21 protein-coding genes are annotated in these 22,645 nt (G+C 53.8%); 9 read left to right on the forward strand and 12 right to left on the reverse strand.

Annotated elements, in window-relative coordinates:
- Positions 1–175: 175 nt before the first annotated feature.
- The gene (gene traT, locus M987_RS09540) at positions 176–907 is read left to right on the forward strand and encodes a conjugal transfer complement resistance protein TraT (RefSeq protein ID WP_014068925.1); all 732 of its coding nucleotides are present in this window, start codon (positions 176–178) and stop codon (positions 905–907) included.
- A 61-nt stretch (positions 908–968) separates the two neighbouring features.
- Here traT and M987_RS09545 read toward each other — a convergent pair whose 3' ends face one another.
- Positions 969–1,763: a DUF2950 family protein gene (locus M987_RS09545; RefSeq protein WP_014068926.1), complete on the reverse strand. Its 795-nt coding sequence runs from the start codon at positions 1,761–1,763 to the stop codon at positions 969–971.
- A 10-nt stretch (positions 1,764–1,773) separates the two neighbouring features.
- On the reverse strand, positions 1,774–3,366 hold the full coding sequence (locus M987_RS09550; RefSeq protein ID WP_014068927.1) for a DUF3300 domain-containing protein: 1,593 nt from the start codon (positions 3,364–3,366) through the stop codon (positions 1,774–1,776).
- Positions 3,367–3,856: 490 nt separating this feature from the next.
- On the opposite strand from M987_RS09550, the gene acnB reads away from it, so the two are divergent.
- The gene (gene acnB, locus M987_RS09555; protein ID WP_014068928.1) at positions 3,857–6,454 is read left to right on the forward strand and encodes a bifunctional aconitate hydratase 2/2-methylisocitrate dehydratase; all 2,598 of its coding nucleotides are present in this window, start codon (positions 3,857–3,859) and stop codon (positions 6,452–6,454) included.
- Between the two features lie 190 nt (positions 6,455–6,644).
- Complete coding sequence (gene yacL, locus M987_RS09560; protein WP_014068929.1) at positions 6,645–7,007, forward strand: protein YacL; 363 nt, start codon at positions 6,645–6,647, stop codon at positions 7,005–7,007.
- Positions 7,008–7,038: 31 nt separating this feature from the next.
- Here yacL and speD read toward each other — a convergent pair whose 3' ends face one another.
- The 3 genes from speD to M987_RS09575 form a co-directional block, all read right to left on the reverse strand.
- Positions 7,039–7,833, reverse strand: a complete 795-nt coding sequence (speD, locus tag M987_RS09565) for an adenosylmethionine decarboxylase (protein ID WP_014068930.1) — start codon at positions 7,831–7,833, stop codon at positions 7,039–7,041.
- Positions 7,834–8,703, reverse strand: a complete 870-nt coding sequence (gene speE / locus M987_RS09570) for a polyamine aminopropyltransferase (RefSeq protein WP_014068931.1) — start codon at positions 8,701–8,703, stop codon at positions 7,834–7,836.
- Between the two features lie 114 nt (positions 8,704–8,817).
- Positions 8,818–9,165 (reverse strand): YacC family pilotin-like protein, encoded by a 348-nt coding sequence (locus M987_RS09575; protein ID WP_014882582.1) that lies wholly within the window; start codon positions 9,163–9,165, stop codon positions 8,818–8,820.
- Between the two features lie 145 nt (positions 9,166–9,310).
- Between M987_RS09575 and cueO the strand changes: the two genes are divergently transcribed.
- Entirely contained in the window at positions 9,311–10,879 is a 1,569-nt protein-coding gene (gene cueO / locus M987_RS09580) for a multicopper oxidase CueO (RefSeq protein WP_041161998.1), read from the forward strand.
- Positions 10,880–11,006: 127 nt separating this feature from the next.
- Here cueO and M987_RS09585 read toward each other — a convergent pair whose 3' ends face one another.
- Positions 11,007–13,397, reverse strand: a complete 2,391-nt coding sequence (locus tag M987_RS09585) for a glucose/quinate/shikimate family membrane-bound PQQ-dependent dehydrogenase (protein WP_014068934.1) — start codon at positions 13,395–13,397, stop codon at positions 11,007–11,009.
- A gap of 206 nt (positions 13,398–13,603) precedes the next feature.
- Between M987_RS09585 and hpt the strand changes: the two genes are divergently transcribed.
- Complete coding sequence (gene hpt, locus M987_RS09590; protein WP_014068935.1) at positions 13,604–14,140, forward strand: hypoxanthine phosphoribosyltransferase; 537 nt, start codon at positions 13,604–13,606, stop codon at positions 14,138–14,140.
- Between the two features lie 79 nt (positions 14,141–14,219).
- Here hpt and can read toward each other — a convergent pair whose 3' ends face one another.
- Positions 14,220–14,882: a carbonate dehydratase gene (gene can, locus M987_RS09595; protein WP_014068936.1), complete on the reverse strand. Its 663-nt coding sequence runs from the start codon at positions 14,880–14,882 to the stop codon at positions 14,220–14,222.
- 107 nt (positions 14,883–14,989) lie between these two features.
- Here can and M987_RS09600 point away from each other — a divergent pair, with 107 nt between their 5' ends.
- From M987_RS09600 to M987_RS09615, 4 genes are all read left to right on the forward strand, one after another.
- Complete coding sequence (locus tag M987_RS09600; RefSeq protein ID WP_014068937.1) at positions 14,990–15,916, forward strand: ABC transporter ATP-binding protein; 927 nt, start codon at positions 14,990–14,992, stop codon at positions 15,914–15,916.
- On the forward strand, positions 15,913–16,683 hold the full coding sequence (locus M987_RS09605) for an ABC transporter permease (protein WP_014068938.1): 771 nt from the start codon (positions 15,913–15,915) through the stop codon (positions 16,681–16,683). The genes M987_RS09600 and M987_RS09605 overlap by 4 nt, the downstream gene beginning before the upstream one ends.
- Before the next feature lie 104 nt (positions 16,684–16,787).
- Complete coding sequence (locus tag M987_RS09610; RefSeq protein WP_014068939.1) at positions 16,788–17,228, forward strand: PTS sugar transporter subunit IIA; 441 nt, start codon at positions 16,788–16,790, stop codon at positions 17,226–17,228.
- Positions 17,229–17,291: 63 nt separating this feature from the next.
- Positions 17,292–18,542, forward strand: a complete 1,251-nt coding sequence (locus tag M987_RS09615; protein ID WP_014068940.1) for a polysaccharide deacetylase family protein — start codon at positions 17,292–17,294, stop codon at positions 18,540–18,542.
- Between the two features lie 6 nt (positions 18,543–18,548).
- On the opposite strand, the gene panD is transcribed toward M987_RS09615, so the two are convergent.
- The 5 genes from panD to pcnB form a co-directional block, all read right to left on the reverse strand.
- Complete coding sequence (gene panD / locus M987_RS09620) at positions 18,549–18,929, reverse strand: aspartate 1-decarboxylase (protein ID WP_006810068.1); 381 nt, start codon at positions 18,927–18,929, stop codon at positions 18,549–18,551.
- Positions 18,930–18,985: 56 nt separating this feature from the next.
- Complete coding sequence (gene panC, locus M987_RS09625) at positions 18,986–19,837, reverse strand: pantoate--beta-alanine ligase (protein WP_014068941.1); 852 nt, start codon at positions 19,835–19,837, stop codon at positions 18,986–18,988.
- An 11-nt stretch (positions 19,838–19,848) separates the two neighbouring features.
- A complete protein-coding gene (gene panB, locus M987_RS09630) occupies positions 19,849–20,640 on the reverse strand; it encodes a 3-methyl-2-oxobutanoate hydroxymethyltransferase (protein WP_014068942.1) in 792 nt (263 codons plus the stop codon).
- A gap of 121 nt (positions 20,641–20,761) precedes the next feature.
- Entirely contained in the window at positions 20,762–21,241 is a 480-nt protein-coding gene (gene folK, locus M987_RS09635; RefSeq protein ID WP_014068943.1) for a 2-amino-4-hydroxy-6-hydroxymethyldihydropteridine diphosphokinase, read from the reverse strand.
- Positions 21,238–22,635 (reverse strand): polynucleotide adenylyltransferase PcnB, encoded by a 1,398-nt coding sequence (gene pcnB / locus M987_RS09640; protein ID WP_071881216.1) that lies wholly within the window; start codon positions 22,633–22,635, stop codon positions 21,238–21,240. Before pcnB ends, folK begins: the two co-directional genes overlap by 4 nt.
- Positions 22,636–22,645 lie beyond the last annotated feature (10 nt).

A 22,645-nucleotide genomic window follows, 5' to 3' on the forward strand; every position in this document is an offset into this window, starting at 1 on the left:
CGCCTCTTCGGAGGCGTTTTTTTTGTCTGAAAACTACCCATTCTGGTAGTCATCTTATTGATATTATCGCTAAAAATTTTCTTCGGGCTGCCGATACTTTTTTCACCATTGTGTGGCTACTGGCTGCGCTATTTAGGGGTTCTGGACTCTTTATTACACGAAAAAAGGAAAACACATGTCTTTGAAGAAAGTTGCGGTGATTGGCTTAGTGGCAGCGGCGATGACGCTGACCGGGTGTGGCGCGATGACCACCGCGGTGAAAAAACGCAATCTGGAAGTGAAAACCCAGATGAGCGAAACCGTCTGGCTGGAGCCATCAAACGAAAAAACGGTCTACATCCAGGTTAAAAATACCTCTGATAAAGACATGAGCAACCTGCAAACCCTGCTGGCTAACGATCTCGTTGCCAAAGGCTATAAGGTGACCAGTTCTCCTGACGGCGCCTACTACTGGGTACAGGCTAACGTTCTGAAAGCGGACAAAATGGATCTGCGTGAATCTCAGGGCTATCTGAAAACTGGCTACGAAGGTGCTGCTGTAGGTGCTGCGCTGGGCGCAGGTATCACCGCGTATAACAGCAACTCTTCCGGTGCCGCGCTGGGCGTGGGTCTGGCGGCTGGTCTGATTGGTATGGCGGCGGATGCCATGGTGGAAGACGTGAACTACACCATGGTGACCGATTTGCAGATCTCTGAGCGTAGCAAAGCAAAAGTCACCACTGATAACATCGCGGCGCTGCGTCAGGGAACATCCGGCGTGAAAGTGCAAACCAGCACCGAGCAGGGCGATCGCGCGAAATATCAGACCCGCGTAGTGTCTAATGCCAACAAAGTTAACCTGAAGTTCGAAGAAGCGAAGCCGGTACTGGAAGCCCAGCTGGCAAAATCAGTCGCAAATATTCTGTAAGTTAAAAAGCCGGGTGGCGTCTTCGCCTTACCCGGCCTACAAAACCCCTGGCCGCCAGCCGTCAGGGGGCAACGGCCTCCCAGGATTTATCCGGGCTGTACGCCGTTAAGGCTGCGGCTTTTTGCTCAGAATCCTTGCCCAGATCGCTCTGATAAACAGTATCATCCTGATTAATCATAAAGCTCATCACACCCGTTTGTCCGTAGCTGACAGGCCAGGCAACCATCGCAAAACCATGGTTTTTATCGGGCAAAATACGGAAGCGATATCCGTGATAGCCCGCGCCGGGCTCTGACGGGCTGAATGCCGGGCCAAGCGGGCTGGGTGCTTCTCCAGGTGTAATAGGCCAGTACAGGCCATCTTTTTTCCCTTTTGAACTGACAATTTTCTGCGCGTACGTCTGGTTCATCTCGTAATAACTTTGCTGCGCGTCCACGTAAGCGTGGAGAGCTTCTATCGCGGCGAGTTCATTACGGCCAATTTCACGGGTCAGGATCTCTTCGGACGCTTCCTTGATATCAAACTGCCAGCCGTTTGCGGTCTTAATAACCGGGATCGGAAGCTGCCAGTCGTTATCACCCACCACCAGATGTGCGATATCACCCTTAGTCACGGTGTTATGCCGGACTTTCCAGTCCCGCAGGAAGCGATCAACGGCGTCAGGATCGACCCCTTCAGGCGGCAGGAAATCGCGCCAGTTTTCCCCGAGCAGTTTGCCCATTGCACCTTCATTTTGCTCGCTGATCGCATTTACCAGCGCGTCGGTCGCTTTGTCCGGAGTGTCGAAATGTTGTTGCGCCTGTGCGATGGCCGACACCATGAGCAACACCATCCCGCTGAGTAATTTAATGTTCATGTCGGCTCCCTTAACGATGACGGATTTCACGGCGTTCAGGCCGTGCGCCAGAGACTTGTCGCTGCGGCTGATTACGCGAGGCAACCTGACGGCTCTGCGCGCCACGCTGCTGCTGAGCTTGCCAGTTCGCGGAGCGGCTATCGTTACCACTCAGGGCATTAGCGCGCGGCTGGCTTGTGCGCTGCTGAGTATTTCGTTGCTGCACATTACGCTGCTGTGCCGTTTGCGATACCCGCTGTTCCTGTCTTTGCGTCGTCGCTTTACGATTTTCTCGCTGCTGAGTGTTGGCCTGTTTCGCGGTTTGCGTTTTGTTGGTGTCGTAGCCCCGATAGTTATTACGCTGAGAAATCTGCTTCAGCTGCTGATTCGACGCCTGACGCTGGGCATCTTTTGTGTCGGTGCGTGCCGTTTGTGGGAAGGTTTTCCCGGTCGATTTTTCCATCTGCGCCATTGCTGCCTGACGCTGGTTATCACGATTAACCGGTTTTTGCTGGGTCGCGCTCAGCCCCGTTGCCGTGTTGGTGGAGTGGAAGCGGTTATTCAGCTGACTATTTGGGTACGGCACCCCTTCACGATAAGCCGGGTTATGCTGCCAGGTACGGTTAGCATCCGTCAGACGCTGGCCGCTGATTTTATTGAAGTTATCGACGTTAATATTGATGTTGTTATCACCGTTACGGTTGTAGCCGCCATGGTGATCCCAGTCATCATCATGATGATGATCCCAATCGTCATCGTCCCAGTCGATGCTACTGAAGATGGCATAGGTGGTTGCCACGCCCAGGCTGAAACCTAAGCCGTTCACGAAACTGTTGCCGAATTGCTCGCCGGTGGTTGGCGGGAGATAGGTTGGCGGATAGGCGGTGTTTGGCCAGGTGCCGTAAACCGTATTCGGGTTATAGGTAGGAACATACACCACCTGCGGATCGGCGGATTCAATCTTGATCACCGTTGGGCTTGTGGTGGTAGTGGTCGTGGTTGTCGACTCGCTGGTGACGGTTTTCGCCGGGGCAGGTTTTGTCTCGGTGGTAACCGTCTGCTGTGGTGTCGATTTTAATGCACCGGTTTGCTGAGCCAGCAAACGCAGACGCTGTACGGAGTCCATCACGTCTTTCGGCTGTGCGAGGAAGGCATCGCCCAGGCTTTGCACCCACGGCGGGTTTTCACCCATCAGCGACATGAGCTGAGGAAACGCCACCAGAGATTTCACGCTGGGATCCCAGGGTTGGCTTGCCACGGCCTGAATGGCAGCATCACCCTGCATTTTGGGGTTGTCCTTCGACCATTGCGCAGCCTGGATAACATTCGCAGGGTAGGTTGATGCCATCAATATTTGCGACAACAGGGCATCAGGATAAAGCGCAATAGGCGCTACCCACTGATCGATTTGCGCGGCACTGTAGGTTGGCGGTGCGACAGGTGCAGTTTGCACGGCTGGCTCTGGTGTGGCAGCAGGAGCGGGTGTGACCGGTTGCTGAGTGACGGGGGCCGGGGTGACAGGGGTTTCCGTTGCACGGCTTTTGACGAACATCACGCCAGACGCGGCAAACAGCCCGGCACTGCATAAAAGGACAAGCAGATGTGGCTTAAAGGGCAACTTCATAAAATGACTCCAACGAGACAAGCGCTGTGCCGTGAGGCGTTTCTGTTGCCGCGAGTATTATTCACCCGTGTCTTACAGTTTTGACTTTTATTGGGAAACCACCCGGAGTGTCCGGATAAAGAGTGTGAGCATTTATTACACAATTATATCTTAAGGTTGAAAAGCCGCTGGGATATGCAGAATGGCTTGCTGTAAATCTGCCAGCCCGGTGTGCTACCACCGCAAGGCAACAAATTAACTGCTTTAAGGCGGTTTTTTTGTGCCCAAAATTCGAATCACCTCCCCGCTATACCATCCTTAACGATTCAGCAAATTTTTTAATGTTGCTTTTTTGTAAACGGATTAACACTGTGCAGAAATCCTGCTATGCTGCCCGACGCGGTATCGGGCATTTACCCTACAAACTGCTGTCTCACAGGAGCGTGAAGAGATTCGCCCACATACACACTGTGTATGCCGCAATATGACAATGAGAGCGAGGAGAACCGTCGTGCTAGAAGAATACCGTAAGCACGTAGCAGAACGTGCCGCCGAGGGAATTGTACCCAAACCTTTAGATGCAACCCAAATGGCCGCGCTCGTCGAGCTGCTGAAGAATCCGCCTAAGGGCGAAGAAGAATTCCTGTTAGATCTGTTGATCAACCGCGTACCGCCTGGCGTAGATGAAGCTGCCTACGTAAAAGCCGGATTCCTTGCTGCCATTGCCAAAGGCGAAGCAACCTCCCCACTGGTGACTCCTGAAAAAGCCATTGAACTGCTCGGCACCATGCAGGGTGGCTACAACATTCATCCGCTGATTGACGCGCTGGATAACGAAAAGCTGGCTCCAATTGCCGCCAAAGCGCTCTCTTCAACGCTGCTGATGTTCGATAACTTCTACGATGTGGAAGAAAAGGCCAAAGCGGGCAACGAATACGCGAAGCAGGTTATGCAGTCCTGGGCTGATGCCGAATGGTTCCTGAACCGTCCTGCACTGGCTGAAAAAATTACCGTCACTGTGTTTAAAGTGACCGGTGAAACCAACACCGATGACCTCTCTCCGGCTCCGGATGCGTGGTCCCGCCCTGACATCCCTCTGCACGCGCTGGCGATGCTGAAAAACGCCCGTGAAGGTATCGAGCCGGATCAACCTGGCGTGGTTGGCCCAATCAAGCAGATTGAAGCCCTTCAGAAGAAAGGTTTCCCGCTGGCCTACGTGGGCGACGTTGTGGGTACCGGTTCTTCCCGTAAATCTGCAACCAACTCCGTGCTGTGGTTCATGGGCGATGATATCCCTCATGTGCCGAACAAACGCGGTGGCGGCCTGTGCCTGGGCGGCAAAATTGCCCCTATCTTCTTCAACACCATGGAAGATGCTGGCGCACTGCCAATTGAAGTGGACGTGAACAACCTGAACATGGGTGACGTGATTGACGTTTATCCGTTCAAAGGTGAAGTGCGTAACCACGAAACCAACGAGCTGCTGGCAAGCTTTGAGCTGAAAACCGATGTTCTGGTCGACGAAGTCCGCGCTGGTGGCCGTATTCCGCTGATCATTGGCCGTGGCCTGACCACCAAAGCGCGTGAAGCGCTGGGTCTGCCGCACTCCGACGTATTCCGTCAGGCGAAAGACGTGGCGGAAAGCAACCGTGGTTTCTCTCTGGCACAGAAGATGGTTGGCCGCGCGTGCGGCGTAACCGGCATTCGCCCGGGTGCGTACTGCGAGCCGAAGATGACTTCCGTAGGCTCTCAGGATACCACTGGCCCAATGACCCGTGACGAACTGAAAGACCTGGCGTGCCTGGGCTTCTCTTCTGACCTGGTGATGCAGTCCTTCTGTCACACTGCGGCCTATCCGAAGCCGGTTGACGTAACCACACACCACACGCTGCCAGACTTCATCATGAACCGCGGCGGTGTGTCCCTGCGTCCGGGTGATGGCGTTATTCACTCCTGGCTGAACCGTATGCTGCTGCCAGATACCGTGGGTACCGGTGGTGATTCTCATACCCGTTTCCCGATTGGTATCTCCTTCCCGGCGGGCTCTGGTCTGGTGGCGTTTGCTGCTGCGACCGGGGTGATGCCGCTGGATATGCCGGAATCCGTTCTGGTGCGCTTCAAAGGCAAAATGCAGCCGGGTATCACCCTGCGCGACCTGGTTCACGCCATCCCGCTGTATGCTATCAAACAAGGCCTGCTGACCGTTGAGAAGAAAGGTAAGAAAAACATCTTCTCTGGTCGCATCCTGGAAATTGAAGGTCTGCCGGACCTGAAAGTAGAACAGGCGTTCGAACTGACTGATGCCTCCGCTGAGCGTTCCGCTGCGGGCTGTACCATCAAGCTGAATCAGGCGCCAATCGAAGAGTACCTGACCTCTAACATCGTACTGCTGAAGTGGATGATCGCAGAAGGTTACGGCGATCGTCGTACGCTGGAACGTCGTGTTCAGGGTATGGAGAAATGGCTGGCGGATCCGCAGCTGCTGGAAGCCGATGCTGATGCAGAATATGCGGCAGTGATCGACATCGATCTGGCGGATATCAAAGAGCCAATCCTGTGTGCACCAAACGATCCGGACGATGCTCGTCTGCTCTCTGACGTTCAGGGTGATAAGATCGACGAAGTGTTCATCGGTTCTTGTATGACCAACATCGGTCACTTCCGTGCTGCCGGTAAGCTGCTGGATACCCATAAAGGCCAGCTGCCAACCCGTCTGTGGGTGGCTCCGCCAACCCGTATGGATGCCGCTCAGCTGACTGAAGAAGGTTACTACAGCGTGTTCGGTAAGAGCGGTGCGCGTATCGAAATCCCTGGCTGTTCCCTGTGTATGGGTAACCAGGCGCGTGTAGCAGACGGTGCGACGGTAGTCTCTACCTCTACCCGTAACTTCCCGAACCGCCTGGGGACTGGCGCTAACGTTTATCTGGCCTCTGCGGAGCTGGCGGCGGTTGCCGCGCTGATTGGCAAACTGCCAACCCCGGAAGAGTACCAGACTTATATTGCTCAGGTTGATAAGACTGCGGTGGATACCTATCGCTATCTGAACTTCGACCAGCTGTCTCAGTACACCGAGAAAGCTGACGGCGTTATCTTCCAGACGGCAGTATAAACAGCAAAACCGTCTCTACGAGACGGTTTTTAGTGTTTGCACCCTCTCCCACGGGAGAGGGACGGGGTGAGGGCATCAGGCCGCAGGGTCTTGCTCTCACCTTTTTATTTTCATTCCTCCCACCTCTCACGCTTTTTTTCTTCCTCGCTGCTGCGATAATTACCTTAATGGCTTTGCAGAGGAAAACACTATGGATTACGAATTTCTGCGCGACATCACCGGAGTGGTGAAAGTGCGTATGTCGATGGGCCACGAAGCCGTAGGACACTGGTTTAACGAAGAGGTGAAAGAGAATCTCGCGCTTCTTGATGAAGTTGAACAGGCGGCAAATACGGTGAAAGGCAGTGAGCGCTCCTGGCAACGCGCCGGGCATGAATACACGCTGTGGATGGACGGTGAAGAGGTTATGGTCCGTGCCAACCAGCTTGAATTCTCGGGTGACGAGATGGAAGAGGGGATGAGCTACTATGATGAAGAGAGTCTGTCGCTGTGCGGCGTTGAAGACTTCCTGAAGGTGGTGGCGGCATACCGCGAGTTCATGAAACAGAAATAGCACACCGGAGCGTCCTTGCTCCTTGCGTCTCTTACATGGCCGGAATGTTACGGCCATAGTAGATTTCGCGCATCTCTTTCCAGATAAGGTCGGTGATGGCCTTACGCTCTTCGTCGCTCAGGTCTTCCGGTTTGGTGTGGAACATGTAGTGCTTAAGGTCAAACTCCTTAAGCAACATTTTGGTATGGAAGATATTTTCCTGGTACACATTCACGTCCACCATGTCATACAGCGCTTTCATGTCCTCGGACATAAAGTTCTGAATGGAATTGATCTCGTGGTCGATAAAGTGCTTCATGCCATTGATATCACGGGTAAAACCTCGTACGCGATAGTCAATGGTCACGATATCGGATTCCAGTTGATGGATTAAGTAGTTCAGCGCATTCAGCGGTGAAATCACACCGCAGGTCGACACTTCGATATCGGCGCGGAAGGTACACAGCCCGCCTTCAGGATGGCTTTCCGGGTAGGTGTGCACGCAGATGTGGCTTTTATCGAGGTGAGCCACCACCACCTCTGGCAGCGGGCCAGGGTGTTCGGTTTTGTCTATAAGCTGCGGGTCGACCGGCTCTTCGCTGACCAGGATAGTCACGCTCGCACCCTGAGGGTCGTAATCCTGGCGTGCAATATTCAGGATATTCGCGCCAATGATAGAGCAGGTTTCTGACAGGATCTCCGTCAGACGATTGGCGTTGTAGAGTTCATCAATATAGGCGATATACCCATCACGCTCTTCTGCTGTTTTGGCATAGCAGATATCGTAAATACAAAAACTCAGGCTTTTTGTCAGGTTGTTAAAGCCATGCAGTTTAAGCTTTTTCAATTAGTTCACCCCCTGAGAGGACAACGCGTCTTGCAGATACTGTGGTAAGGCAAACGCGGCGGTGTGGACTGCCGGATTGTAATATCGGCACTGAAGACCGGCCTGGTGGAAACGGGCCTGAATGATTTCGGTGGAGAGATGGCGCAGCACTTCGTTATCCGTTGCCCAGGCGAAGGTCATAATCCCGCCGTAGTAAGTCGGAATCGCGGCCTGATAGAAACTGACATCGCCAAAATAGGTGCTTAACTTGCGGTGGCTGTCGATGGCTTCATCCTGTTGCAGGAAGCAGACGCCATTCTGCGCCACGAAGATCCCGCCGGGCTTAAGGCAACGTTTGCAGCCTTCGTAAAAGGATGAGGTAAACAGCGATGCGCCCGGGCCGATTGGGTCGGTGCAGTCAGAGATGATCACATCAAAGGTTTGTGTGGTCTGGTTAACAAAGTTAACCCCATCGTCAATCACCAGACTAAAGCGCGGATCGTCATAGCTGCCAGCATTATGATTGGGCAGATACTGGCGGCAGAAAGAGACAACGCCTGCGTCGATTTCCACCATGGTGATGGATTCGACAGATTTATGGCGGGAGACTTCACGCAGCATGGCGCCATCACCCCCGCCGATAATCAGAACGTGTTTTGCCTGTCCGTGTGCCAGCAGCGGTACGTGGGTCATCATCTCGTGATAGATAAACTCGTCACGCTCGGTGGTTTGCACCACGCCGTCCAGCGCCATCACGCGGCCAAAAGCAGCGTTTTCGAAAATGATCAGATCCTGATGATCGGTTTTCTCATGATAAAGCACGTTATCAACGGCAAAGTACTGACCAAACTGATCATGCAGTGTTTCATGCCACAACGCGTTGTCGGCCATAAGCAGACGCCTCCTTTGTTAACATCCGTTTTCCCACGAAAAATGAGCAAAACATGATAGCTAACTATAACCGTGCTTGCACGGCTATAGGGTCAACAAGGGGCGTCGGGGAGGTTATTTTACGTAGGCGAGCAGGCTAAGGGAGTCGCGAGCCAGCGCTTTGCATTTCTTTGCAGTGGGAATGCCAATGCCGCTTAAATCGCGGTAGCTGTCTTCACCGAGCGCCTTCATGTCAAAGCTGTCGTAGTTGCTGAGATCCCACTGGTTCTGCTGGGCAAAAAAGACCAGTGCGCGACGAATCTGCCCGTTGGGTAAATTCTGGTAACCACAATCATTTTTCAGGAATACAAAAACCGCCGTTAAATCGGCCATATCTTCTGCTTCATTTTCACTCAGCGCATAACTGTTCGCACACATAGCCATCAGGCTGCCGAACAAAATTGTCCTGAAAAACGTCTTCATTGCTTCTACCACTGCGTCACGGAAAATTAACGTTAGCATACTTGATGCCAGGGCGACGATCTTTATTATTGCCGCTTTGCTTGACCTTCCGGTAAGGGGAGGGTTTATGCTCAAAATATCGCCTGCTGGATATAAGGAAATGAACATGCAACGTCGTGATTTTTTAAAGTATTCCGTCGCACTGGGGGTTGCCAGCGCATTACCGCTGTGGAGCCGCGCAGTTTTTGCCGCCGACAGGCCCGCCTTACCCATCCCTGACCTGCTCACCGCGGATGCACGCAGCCGCATCCAGCTTGTCGTTCAGTCAGGTAAAACCACCTTTGGTGAGCATACTGCGACAACCTGGGGGTATAACGGCAATCTGCTCGGCCCTGCGATTCAGTTACGCAGAGGAAAAGCGGTTACTGTAGACATCCACAATACGCTGGCGGAAGAGACAACATTGCATTGGCACGGTCTGGAAGTCCCGGGTGAAGTGGATGGCGGGCCGCAGGGGGTGATTAAAGCCGGCGGTAAGCGCAGCGTCACCTTTACCCCGGACCAGCCTGCGGCGACCTGCTGGTTCCACCCGCATCAGCACGGCAAAACCGGACGGCAGGTTGCGATGGGCCTGGCGGGGCTGGTGCTCATTGAAGATGACGAAAGTCGCCTGCTACGCCTGCCAAAACAGTGGGGCATCGACGATGTGCCGGTGATTGTGCAGGACAAAAAGTTCACCTCAGACGGACAAATTGATTACCAACTGGACGTGATGAGCGCGGCGGTAGGTTGGTTTGGCGATACGCTACTGACCAACGGTGCGATTTACCCGCAGCACGCTGCGCCGAAGGGCTGGCTGCGTTTACGCCTGCTTAATGGCTGTAACGCGCGTTCGCTGAATTTTGCTGCCAGCGATAAACGCCCGCTGTATGTGGTGGCGAGCGATGGCGGCCTGTTGCCTGAGCCGGTGAAGGTTAACGAATTACCGATGCTGATGGGCGAACGTTTTGAAGTGCTGGTGGATATCAGTGATGGCAAGGCGTTTGACCTGGTGACCCTGCCGGTAAGCCAGATGGGCATGGCCGTTGCGCCATTTGATAAGCCGCATCCGGTGCTGCGCATTCAGCCGCTTAAGGTCACGGCGTCGGGCATCTTGCCGGATACCCTGGTGAAGGTGCCTGCGTTGCCTGCGCTTGAGGGGCTAACTCAGCGCAAGCTTCAGCTCTCGATGGATCCGATGCTCGACATGATGGGGATGCAGGCCCTGATGACAAAATATGGCAATCAGGCGATGGCCGGAATGCATCACGGGCAGATGATGGGCCATATGAACATGGATCACGGCAGCATGGGCGGAATGGGGAAAATGAACCATGGGGGCCAGGGTTTTGACTTCCATAACGCCAATATGATCAACGGCAAAGCGTTCGATATGAATACGCCGATGTTTGCAGCCACAAAAGGGCAGTTTGAGCGTTGGGTGATTTCCGGTGAAGGCGACATGATGCTGCACCCGTTCCATATTCACGGCACGCAGTTCCGTATTCTCTCAGAGAATGGTAAAGCGCCAGAGGCGCATCGTTCCGGCTGGAAAGACACGGTGCGGGTTGAAGGTGGAGTGAGCGAAGTGCTGGTGAAGTTCGCGCACGACGCGCCGAAGGAGTTCGCCTATATGGCGCACTGCCATCTACTGGAACATGAAGATACGGGGATGATGCTCGGATTTACCGTATAAAAAAAGCCGGGTGGCGGCAGCGCCTTACCCGGCAATAAAGGTGCGGCCTGATGCCCTCACCCTGGCCCTCTCCCACAGGGAGAGGGAACAAACACTAAAAACGGCAACTTTCGTTGCCGTTTTGCTTTTATTTTGCGTCATCCGGCAATGCATACGCGACGATATAGTCGCCCATCTTCGTGCCAAACGAACCATGACCCCCCGCAGAGATGACAACATACTGCTTTCCATTCACTTCATAGGTCATCGGTGTTGCCTGTCCGCCTGCTGGCAGACGGCCTTGCCACAGTTTCTCACCGTTGGTCATGTTGTACGCGCGCAGGTAGTTATCTGCGGTTGCCGCGATGAACAGCACGTTACCGGCGGTAGAGATTGGGCCACCCAGCATTGGCATCCCCATATTGAACGGCACAGGAACTGGCATCGGGAACGGCATACTGTCCTGAGGCGTACCAATACGTTTCTTCCAGACAACCTGGTTAGTTTTCAGATCCAGACCGGAGATATAACCCCAGGCAGGCTGTTTACACGGCAGGCCAAACGGCGACAGGAACGGGTTCAGGGTTACGCCAAACGGCACGCCATACTGCGGCTGAATACCGGATTCGGTCCCGGTACCTTTCGCGTCTTTCGGCGGTTCGATTGGGTTACCCGGGCCACGTGGGATCAGTTTAGAGACAAACGGCAGCGCCATTGGGTTGGCAATCGCCACCTGGCGGTTCGGGTCAACGGAGATCCCGCCCCACTCGAACATCCCCAGGTTACCCGGGAAGACCAGTGTGCCCTGCTCAGAAGGTGGTGTGAAGATACCTTCGTAGCGCAGCTGATGGAACATCACGCGACAGACCAGCTGGTCAAACATGGTGGCACCCCACATGTCTGCGCCGCTCAGGTCTTTCTTCGGACGGAAGCTCAGGTCAGAGAACGGCTGCGTTTTGCTGACGTAATCGCCTTTTGCTGCTCCCTGCGGAACCGGTTTTTCCGGCGCAGGAACAACCAGCTTACCGTTGCTGCGATCCAGGACGAAGATGTTACCGGTTTTCGCTGGCGCATAAATCACCGGAACGGTTTTGCCGTTAACGGTAATGTCGGCAAGCGTCGGCTGGGATGGCATATCCATATCCCACAGATCGTGATGAACGGTCTGGTAGCTCCATGCCAGTTTACCGGTGGTCGCGTTCAGCGCCACGATAGCGCTCGCGTAACGCTCCTGCTCTGGTGTGCGATTGCCACCCCAGATATCCGGCGTGGTCACACCCATTGGCAGGTAGACCAGATCCAGCTTCGCGTCATACGCGGCCGGTGCCCAGGAGTTTGGTGAGTTAAAGGTAAAGGTATGTTCGTCCGACGGGATCGCGTTTGGATCTTTCGCGCCCGGATCGAAGGCCCACAGCAGTTTACCGGTGTTCACGTCAAAACCACGGATAACGCCAGAGGTTTCGCGGGTAGAGAAGTTATCCGTTACCGAACCGGCAATCACGATAGTTTTATCGGTGATGATCGGCGGCGAGGTCGGTTCATACAGACCTGGCGTGGTATCCGGCATGTTGGTTTGCAGATTCAGGACACCTTTGTTGGCAAAGGTTTCGCACAGCTTGCCTGTTTCGGCGTTAACCGCAAACAGTCGACCATCGTTCACCGGCAGCATAATGCGGCGCGGACAGTCGGCAATGACTTCCGGGCTGGCATTATCGGCACGCGCTTCGTGGTAAGAAACACCACGGCAGGTCACATGCTGGAATGACGGGTTAGAGTTGAGCTGTGGATCGAAGTGCCATTTCTCTTTACCGGTGGCCGCATCAAGCGCGAACAGACGCTGGTGCGCGGTACACAGATAAAGCATGTTGCCAACTTTAATTGGCGTCACTTCGTTGGTCAGTTCACCCGGATCGTTAGGCATCTTCACATCGCCGGTACGGAAGACCCAGGCTTCTTTCAGATCCTTCACGTTGTCGGCGTTAATTTGCTTCAGTGGAGAGTAACGCTGACCTTCCTGATTACGACCATAGGCAGGCCAGTCGCTATCGGCAACCTGAGAGATAGCTGCGGCAGGCGTGGATTCCGTGTTCAGCGTGCCTTTAATCTCCTGTGGGTCGTTGAAGCCAGCCCAGGTGAGGATGCCACCGCTGATAAGCAGGGTAATCACCAGTGCGGCGACTGCGCCACTGGAAGGGACAATCAGGCGACGCCAGACAAACGGCAGGATCAGCCAGATACCAAAGAACACGAGGATGTCGCTGCGCGGCGTCAGTGCCCAGAAGTCAAAACCGACTTCCCAGACGCCCCAGATCATAGTGGCAAGAAGGAGTGCGGCATACAGCCACAGTGCGGATTGTTTTCTACGCAACAGCAGGATGGTTACGCCAACCATAACCAGACCCGCAATTGGATAGTACCAGGAGCCGCCAAGGGCGACCAGCCAGACGCCACCGATCAACAAATACAGCGCGCAGAAAGCTGCGAACGCCGCTGTTAATGTCACCAGTAGACGCGACTGTTGAGTTTTTGTTTCAGCCATAGAAAAGTACTCGTCAGTTTTGTTAATTATTTGCTAGCAATTAATTATAGGTATTAACAAGTGTGATCGGAATCACAAAATTTGCTTTTTATAACTCATACGCCAGGGCTAACCATTTGCTGTTATAATGGCTGGCTTGTGAATCGATGCCGGACGCAGATTCATCCGCATTGAGCGATTTTTATTAAAATCATATGGTTAGTAATATGAAACATACTGTTGAAGTGATGATCCCGGAAGCGGAGATCAAAGCGCGTATCGCCGAATTGGGTCGTCAAATCACCGAACATTACAAAGACAGCGGCAGCGAAATGGTGCTGGTTGGTTTGTTGCGTGGCTCTTTTATGTTCATGGCAGACCTGTGCCGTGAAGTTCAGGTGTCACATGAGGTCGATTTTATGACCGCCTCCAGCTACGGCAGCGGCATGTCCACAACCCGTGATGTGAAAATCCTTAAAGACCTGGATGAAGATATTCGTGGCAAAGATGTGTTGATCGTTGAAGACATCATCGACTCCGGCAACACGCTCTCTAAAGTGCGCGAGATCCTGAGCCTGCGTGAACCAAAATCCCTGGCGATTTGTACCCTGCTGGATAAACCTACCCGTCGTGAAGTGCAGGTGCCGGTTGAGTTTGTAGGTTTCTCTATCCCTGACGAATTCGTGGTGGGTTACGGTATCGACTACGCCCAGCGTTATCGCCATCTGCCGTATGTCGGCAAAGTGGTGCTGCTGGACGAGTAATACTCGTTGGATGCGGGCTGATGCCCTCACCCCGACCCTCTCCCACAGGGAGAGGGAGAAAAGCCCTGCGGGGCTTTTTTTATTTATGGTTTACGTGCTTGAGTTTGAGGTTGGCAATGCCGGACCGATAGCGCTGTTCCAGCGTTTCGCGGTTGGTGGCGGTCACTTCCAGGTTACGCAGTAACCCGTCATGAATACCGTACGCCCAGCCGTGAATGGATACCTTCTGCCCACGTTTCCAGGCAGATTGCATAATCGTGGAGTGGCCCAGGTTATAAACCTGTTCCATCACGTTCAGCTCGCACAGGGTGTCAAGACGGCGTTCTGGCGGCATTTCGCCGAGCAGTGAGCTATGTTTGAACCAGATATCGCGGATGTGCAGCAGCCAGTTGTCGATTAAGCCCAGCTCCGGATTTTCTACCGCCGCCTGGACGCCGCCGCAGCCGTAGTGGCCGCAAATGATGATGTGCTCGACTTCCAGTACATCAACGGCATACTGAACAACTGAGAGACAGTTAAGATCCGTGTGAATGACCAGGTTGGCCACGTTACGGTGAACGAATAATTCGCCCGGTTCGAGGCCGGTCAGACGCTCTGCCGGAACGCGGCTATCGGAACATCCAATCCATAGAAAGCGCGGGTTTTGCGCTTGTGCCAGTTTCCCGAAAAATCCCGGGTCTTCTTCAACCAGCATCTTTGACCATAGTGCATTGTTGCTGATGAGTGTATCTATGTCATTCATGGACGATAACGGCCTGTAACCAAGTAATTGCGTTGCGCTACTATAGGGTAACCCGACTTTTAATGAAACCACACAACGTGTGTCAGAACTATAGGTAAGTCTAATTCATGGCGATTGCACTGGAGCTTGAACAGCTTAAAAAAACCTATCCGGGCGGCGTTCAGGCGCTGCGCGGAATAGATCTCAAAGTAGAGGCGGGTGATTTCTATGCGCTTCTGGGGCCGAATGGCGCAGGGAAATCCACTACCATCGGGATTATCAGTTCTCTGGTGAACAAGTCATCCGGCAGGGTGAGCGTGTTTGGTTACGACCTGCAAAAAGATGTCGTTAACGCCAAGCGCCAGCTCGGGCTGGTGCCGCAGGAGTTCAACTTTAACCCTTTCGAAACCGTACAACAGATCGTAGTGAACCAGGCGGGTTACTACGGCGTTGAGCGCAAAGACGCGCTTGAGCGCAGCGAAAAGTACCTCAAACAGCTCGATCTGTGGGAAAAACGTAACGAACGTGCGCGGATGTTATCCGGCGGGATGAAGCGTCGTTTGATGATTGCGCGCGCGCTGATGCATGAACCAAAACTGTTGATCCTCGATGAACCAACCGCCGGTGTGGACATCGAACTTCGTCGCTCAATGTGGGGGTTCCTGAAAGATCTTAACGATAAAGGCACCACCATTATTCTGACGACCCACTATCTCGAAGAAGCCGAAATGCTCTGTCGCAATATCGGTATCATCCAGAACGGGGAGCTGGTGGAAAACACCTCGATGAAAGATCTGCTTTCTAAGCTGAAATCAGAAACCTTTATCCTCGACCTGGCGCCGAAAAGCCCGCTGCCAAAACTGGAAGGGTATCAATATCGTCTGGTCGATACCTCGACGCTGGAAGTGGAAGTGCTACGCGAGCAGGGGATCAACAGTGTGTTCGCCCAGTTGAGTGCGCAGGGCGTGCAGGTGTTAAGTATGCGTAACAAAGCCAACCGACTGGAAGAGCTGTTTGTCTCTCTGGTTCATGAGAAACAAGGAGACAAGGCATGACGCATCTTTACTGGGTCGCGCTGAAAAGCATCTGGGCAAAAGAGATTAATCGTTTTATGCGCATCTGGGTGCAAACCCTGGTGCCGCCGGTGATCACCATGACGCTGTACTTCATCATTTTCGGCAACCTGATTGGTTCGCGAATTGGTGAAATGCACGGCTTCACCTATATGCAGTTTATCGTTCCGGGCCTGATCATGATGGCGGTGATCACCAACGCCTATGCCAACGTTGCGTCATCGTTCTTTAGCGCCAAGTTCCAGCGCAACATTGAAGAACTGTTGGTGGCACCAGTACCCACGCATGTGATTATTGCCGGTTACGTGGGCGGTGGCGTGGCGCGTGGTCTGTGCGTGGGGATCCTGGTCACGGCGATTTCGCTGTTCTTTGTCCCGTTCCAGGTGCATTCATGGCTGTTTGTCGCGCTGACACTGCTGTTGACGGCGATCCTGTTCTCGCTGGCCGGTCTGCTAAATGCCGTCTTCGCCAAGACGTTTGATGACATCAGCCTGATCCCGACTTTCGTGCTGACGCCGCTGACCTATCTGGGCGGGGTGTTCTACTCCCTGACGCTGCTGCCGCCGTTCTGGCAAGCGCTGTCGCACCTGAACCCGATCGTGTACATGATTAGCGGTTTCCGCTTTGGCTTCCTCGGCATTACCGATGTGCCGCTGTTTACCACCGTTGCGGTGCTGGTGGTGTTTATCATCGCCTTCTACATGCTGTGTTGGTATCTGATCCAGCGCGGGCGCGGCCTGCGCAGCTAACCTTCAGCCCGGCGACAATCCGTTGCCGGGCGCTTTTCTTTGACTGTTATCACCGTAAGCTAACCTTCACTGAGCTAAACTACTCGCCTGCTAAGGAGGGAGTTATGCTGGGATGGGTCATCACCTGCCACGATGAACAGGCGCAGGACATGTTGTTAAAGCTCGAAGCCCGTTTTGGGCCGCTGGTGCAATGCCGTGCGGTGAATTACTGGCGCGGACTAAGTACCAACATGCTCAGCAGAATGATGTGCGATGCCCTGCATGAAACCGACTCTGGCGACGGCGTTATCTTTTTGACGGATAAATCGGGTGCGGCCCCTTATCGCTCTGCGGCATTGATGAGTCACAAGCACGATTGCTGCGAAGTTATCTCCGGAATTAGCCTGCCGTTGCTGGAAGTCATGTACCCGCAGCGGGAAACTCTCAGCAGCGCCGAATTTCGTCATGCTATCGTGGCGCAAGGTTTACCTGGCGTCAGTAGCTTGTGGCATCAGCAACAGAAAAATCCTCCTTTCATCCTGCATCACGGCCTGTATAAGAATTAAACATTGGTATTGATGTCTCTTTTGCTACAATGACATCAGTTTTTTCGTATCGATAACGATCCAATGCTAACGCGTCTACTATTCCTGCTGCTGTTGTTGTTCGTTTCCGGCATCAGTTCTGCCAGTTTATTAAGTCAGCAAAGACTGCCTGCTCAGTACATGCAAACCACCGAAGATGCGGCGATCTGGGCGCAGGTTGGAAATGACGTGGTCAACGTTGGCAACGTGCGTGAAGGGCAGATCCTGGCCGTGGTACCTGCTGCGGCAGATTACTATGAGTTCCGCTTCGGTTTCGGCACGGGTTTTATCGATAAGGAGCACCTGGAGCCGGTTCAGGGCAAGATGCGCGTTGAAGATGGCCTGGGCGATCTCAATAAACCGCTCAGTAATCAAAATCTGGTCACCTGGAAAGACACGCCGGTTTATAACGCTGCCGACAACAGCAGCGCGCCTTTCGGGACGTTAAGCGCTAATCTCCGCTACCCGATCCTGAGTAAACTTAAAGACCGCCTGAACCAGACCTGGTTTCAGATCCGCATCGGTAATCGCCTGGCGTGGGTAAGCAGTCTGGATGCGCAGGAAGATAACGGCATCCCTATTCTGACCTACCATCACATTCTGCGTGATGAAGAAAATACGCGCTTTCGCCACACTTCTACCACCACCAGCCTTCGCGCATTTAGCAACCAGATGGCCTGGCTGCGCGATCAGGGTTACACCACGCTGACGATGTACCAGGTTGAAGGGTATATCCGCAACAAAATAAATCTGCCAGCACGCGCGGTGGCTATCACCTTTGATGATGGCCTGAAATCGGTCAGCCGTTATGCCTATCCGATCCTGAAAGAGTACGGGTTCAATGCTACGGCGTTCATCATCTCCTCGCGTATTAAACGTCAGCCGCAGAAATGGGCACCCAAGTCGTTGCAGTTTATGAGTGTGTCGGAACTAAAAGGTATTCAGGATGTATTTGATATTCAGTCCCATACCCATTTTCTGCACCGCGTCGATGACAACAAACACCCGATATTACTGAGCCGTAGCTATCATGTGATCTTGTTTGATTTTCAGCGATCCCGACGGGATCTGGCACAGTTCAACCCGCATGTGCTTTATCTTTCTTACCCGTTTGGGGGATACAACGATAACGCGGTGAAAGCGGCAAATGACGCCGGTTTTCATCTGGCGGTCACGACGGTGAAAGGGAAGGTAAAACCGGGGGATAATCCGTTCTTACTCAAGCGTCTATATATCTTAAGAACGGATTCTCTGGAGACCATGTCGCGGCTGATCAGCAATCAGCCGCAGGGGTAACAGCTATCAGGCAACCTGAACCGGGATCGCTTTCGCGGTACGTTTCATGTCGTTGTCGCCTTCGAAATAGGCGACTTTTGGCTGCCAGCGGCGCGCTTCTTCGTCAGACATCATGACGAAGCTTGCGATAATCACGATATCACCCACGTCAGCACAGTGCGCGGCAGCGCCGTTGACGGAGATGATTTTGGAACCGCGTTCAGCGGCGATGGCGTAAGTAGAGAAGCGTTTGCCGTTGTTCACGTTCCAGATATCAATCGCTTCGTTTTCAAGAATACCCGCCGCATCGAGGAAATCCTGATCGATCGCGCAGGAGCCTTCATAGTGCAGGTCGGCCTGAGTCACTTTCACACGGTGAAGCTTACCTTGCAGCATTTTGCGAATCATTACGTCTACCTTTCATCGTTCGTTACCCCCTCTCGTGAGAGGGGAGGGTGATAAAATTACGCCAGCTCAACCACTTTATTGTCGATAAGACGCGCCTGTCCCAGCCATGCTGCCACCAGGATAACGGCCCGTTTGCTGGACTCGGTCAGCTCCAACAGGGTATCGGCATCGCGGATCTGCACATCGTCAGAGCGGAAGCCTTTATCGTTAAGCGCCTGTTCGGCCAGAGCGATAATCTCTTCTGCGGTCAGCTCTTTCGCCAGCAGTTGCTCAGCCATGGTGTTCATGACCTTGCTCACGCCCGGCGCGATTTTACGCTGGTCAGCGGTTAAGTAACCGTTGCGGGAGCTCAGCGCCAGGCCATCTTTTGCACGCACAATCGGCACGCCAACGATTTCAATGTCGTAACCCATATCCGCAACCATCTTGCGGATCAGTGCCAGCTGCTGGAAGTCTTTCTCACCAAAGCAGGCGATATCTGGCTGTACCAGGTTGAAAAGCTTGCTGACGATGGTTGAGACGCCACGGAAATGACCCGGACGGCTTGCACCTTCCAGCATGGTCGAAATCCCCGGGACATCCACGTAGGTCGCTTCTTCTGTCCCCTGTGGGTACACATCGGCAGGTGCCGGAGAGAAGACGATGTCTGTATGGCGTTTCTTCAGTTTTTCGCAATCTTCCTGAAGGGTGCGCGGGTAGCGCGCCAGGTCGTCAGCGCGGTCAAACTGCATTGGGTTAACGAAAATACTGACCACCACGATGTCTGCACGGGCTCTCGCCTCATCGACCAGCTTCATGTGGCCGTCATGCAGGTTGCCCATGGTGGGGACCAGTGCGATACGTTTACCTTCCTGACGTGCTCTGCGGATATGCTGGCGCAGCAGCGGCAGGGTTTCAATGATTAGCACAACGAGACTCCTTAATGGAAACTGTGTTCTTCACCCGGATACACACCGGATTCAACGTCGGCAATATACTGCCTGACTGCCGCGCGCATGTCGCCCGCATCGGTCAGGAAATTTTTGGCAAATTTAGGGATATGTCCACCCGTAATGCCAAACGCGTCATGCATGACCAGGATCTGACCATCGGTGACGTTGCCTGCGCCAATACCGATAACCGGAATGGAGAGCGCCTCGGTAATGCGTTTTGCCAGCTCGACAGGAACGCACTCCAGCACCAGTAGCTGCGCCCCCGCGGCTTCCAGCGCCACGGCATCATCAAACAGCGTCTGCGCGGCATCGCCACGGCCTTGTACTTTGTAACCGCCAAAGATGTTAACCGACTGCGGCGTCAGGCCCAGGTGCCCGCACACGGGTACGGCACGCTCGGTCAGCATTTTCACGGTGTCCACAAGCCAGGCACCGCCTTCGATTTTGACCATATTGGCGCCCGCGCGCATCACTGCCGCTGCATTTTCAAACGCCTGCTCAGGTGTGGCATAGGCCATAAACGGCAGGTCGGAAAGAAGCAGACAAGCTGGTGCACCACGACGCACAGCGCGGGTGTGGTAAGCAATATCCTCTACCGTTACCGGCAGGGTGGAATCATGTCCCTGTACCGTCATCCCTAACGAGTCTCCGACCAGCATGACGTTGATCCCTTCTTCGGCAAACAGTTTGGCGAAGCTGTAGTCATATGCAGTGATGGTAGCGAAGCGTCTCTTTTCCTGTTTGCATTTTTGCAGCAAGGAGATGGTGGTTGGTTTCATACGGTTTCCTGATAGCCAAAGCGAATCTTTGCGCATTCTATCAGTAACATTCGAGGGAACAATGATTTTAGGCAATCGATTAACCACAATTGTTTAGCGGTTAATCGATAAAAAAACGAGGTTACCAGCGGGCGGGTTTTTCCGCGTTAAGGCTTTCCAGAACGGCTTTCAGGGAAATGCCATCGGGGAAGGTCAGGTCAGGGGCAACTTCAAACAGCGGCCAGAGCATAAACCCGCGGTTTTTCATATCGTAATGCGGCACTGTCAGACGTTCAGTGGTAATAACATCATGGCCGAACAGCATGATATCGAGATCCAGCGTCCGCGGCCCCCAGCGTTCGGCTTTGCGCACACGACCCTGCTGCAATTCGATTCGCTGGGTGTTGTCCAGCAGCGTTTCGGCGGTAAGGGCGGTTTCCAGCACCACGGCGGCATTCAGGTAATCGGGTTGATCCTGCGGCCCTAGCGGTGGCGTGCGGTAGAACGAGGATACCGCGATGATGCGGCTTTCCGGGATCTCGCCCAGCGCCTGAACGGCAGCATTCACCTGCTCCAGTGGAGAGGCGAGATTGCTGCCGATGGCGATATACGCAAGGGTCATGCCGTGCCTTCGCGACGTGGCGCGCGCTTACGCGGGCGACGGTGGCGACGACGTGGTTCTGGCTCTTCATCCAGACTGGTCAGCATCCCTTTTTGCTCTGGCGGTGCAGAGACCTGGAATTCGCCCCACCACTGTGCCAGGCGTTGCAATTCCTGATTCTTCTCAACTTCAGCGCGCAGGGATAACAGGTCGAACGCGGCGCGGAACTTAGGATGCTCCATCAGCTTCCAGGCGCGTTTACCCTGACGACGGGACATACGCAGCTGAAGCTGCCAGATATCACGCACCAGCGTGGTAATGCGTTTTGGAATGGCCAGCGTCCGGCAGCCTTCGTCCAGCACGTCATTTGCGGCCAGCGCAAACGCATCGTAATAGGCCAGACCGCTTTCCTGGGCAATCTTCTGCGCGGTTTCCAGTAACGGATACCAGAACATTGCGGCAAACAGGAACGCCGGGTTCACGCGCATATCATTGTGAATGCGGGTGTCAGTATTCTTCAGCACCTGCGCAATAATGCGCTCCATCGGGCTGTCGCCATTTTCCGTGAAGTAACGGGTAATGGTCGGGAACAGCGGCTGGAACAGGCTGTATTCGCGCAGCAGGTTGTAGGTTTCGAACCCGTAACCGGCTTGCAGCAGTTTCAGTGCTTCTTCAAACAGGCGTGCAGGCGGGACATCGTTAATCAGCGTTGCCAGGCGCGGGATCGGCTCACCGGTTTCCGGGCTGATACGCATATTCAGCTTGGCAGCAAAACGTACGGCACGCAGCATTCGCACCGGATCTTCACGGTAGCGTGTTTCTGGCGTACCGATCAGGCGAATCAGACCGGCTTTCAGGTCCTGCATTCCACCCACGTAATCACGGACGGTGAAATCCGCCACGCTGTAATAAAGGCTGTTAATGGTGAAATCGCGACGCTGGGCATCTTCTTCAATGGAGCCAAAGATGTTGTCGCGCAGCAGCATTCCGTTCTGGCCGCGCTGAGATGTGGTTCGGTCTGCGGGGTTGCCTTCGTGATGACCACGGAAGGTGGCAACTTCAATAATTTCAGGCCCAAACATAACGTGAGCAAGACGGAAGCGGCGGCCCACCAGCCGGCAGTTGCGGAATAATTTACGCACCTGCTCCGGCGTGGCGCTGGTCGTCACGTCGAAATCTTTTGGTTTTTTGCCCAGCAGTAAATCGCGAACCCCACCGCCAACGAGATAGGCCTCGTAGCCTGCTTTATTCAAACGATAGAGCACCTTGAGGGCATTTTCACTGATATCTTTGCGAGAAATATTGTGCTGCTCACGCGGAATAACCGACATATGGGTTTGTGCAATAGCCTCTTCAGCCATGCTCTCTTCCCGGCTTAGCACCTTACGGCAAAAATTAGCGACTCGGGTAAAAATAGTACACCTC

The sequence above is a fragment of the Enterobacter soli ATCC BAA-2102 genome (assembly GCF_001654845.1).
Lineage (GTDB): Bacteria > Pseudomonadota > Gammaproteobacteria > Enterobacterales > Enterobacteriaceae > Enterobacter > Enterobacter soli.

Excerpts from the sequence above, each read along its gene's own strand:
- traT (WP_014068925.1), top strand. The coding sequence starts at position 176 with ATGTCTTTGAAGAAAGTTGCGGTGATTGGCTTAGTGGCAGCGGCGATG.
- M987_RS09545 (WP_014068926.1), bottom strand. The coding sequence starts at position 1,763 with ATGAACATTAAATTACTCAGCGGGATGGTGTTGCTCATGGTGTCGGCC.
- M987_RS09550 (WP_014068927.1), bottom strand. The coding sequence starts at position 3,366 with ATGAAGTTGCCCTTTAAGCCACATCTGCTTGTCCTTTTATGCAGTGCC.
- yacL (WP_014068929.1), top strand. The coding sequence starts at position 6,645 with ATGGATTACGAATTTCTGCGCGACATCACCGGAGTGGTGAAAGTGCGT.
- speE (WP_014068931.1), bottom strand. The coding sequence starts at position 8,703 with ATGGCCGACAACGCGTTGTGGCATGAAACACTGCATGATCAGTTTGGT.
- M987_RS09575 (WP_014882582.1), bottom strand. The coding sequence starts at position 9,165 with ATGAAGACGTTTTTCAGGACAATTTTGTTCGGCAGCCTGATGGCTATG.
- cueO (WP_041161998.1), top strand. The coding sequence starts at position 9,311 with ATGCAACGTCGTGATTTTTTAAAGTATTCCGTCGCACTGGGGGTTGCC.
- M987_RS09585 (WP_014068934.1), bottom strand. The coding sequence starts at position 13,397 with ATGGCTGAAACAAAAACTCAACAGTCGCGTCTACTGGTGACATTAACA.
- hpt (WP_014068935.1), top strand. The coding sequence starts at position 13,604 with ATGAAACATACTGTTGAAGTGATGATCCCGGAAGCGGAGATCAAAGCG.
- can (WP_014068936.1), bottom strand. The coding sequence starts at position 14,882 with ATGAATGACATAGATACACTCATCAGCAACAATGCACTATGGTCAAAG.
- M987_RS09600 (WP_014068937.1), top strand. The coding sequence starts at position 14,990 with ATGGCGATTGCACTGGAGCTTGAACAGCTTAAAAAAACCTATCCGGGC.
- M987_RS09605 (WP_014068938.1), top strand. The coding sequence starts at position 15,913 with ATGACGCATCTTTACTGGGTCGCGCTGAAAAGCATCTGGGCAAAAGAG.
- M987_RS09610 (WP_014068939.1), top strand. The coding sequence starts at position 16,788 with ATGCTGGGATGGGTCATCACCTGCCACGATGAACAGGCGCAGGACATG.
- M987_RS09615 (WP_014068940.1), top strand. The coding sequence starts at position 17,292 with ATGCTAACGCGTCTACTATTCCTGCTGCTGTTGTTGTTCGTTTCCGGC.
- panD (WP_006810068.1), bottom strand. The coding sequence starts at position 18,929 with ATGATTCGCAAAATGCTGCAAGGTAAGCTTCACCGTGTGAAAGTGACT.
- panB (WP_014068942.1), bottom strand. The coding sequence starts at position 20,640 with ATGAAACCAACCACCATCTCCTTGCTGCAAAAATGCAAACAGGAAAAG.
- folK (WP_014068943.1), bottom strand. The coding sequence starts at position 21,241 with ATGACCCTTGCGTATATCGCCATCGGCAGCAATCTCGCCTCTCCACTG.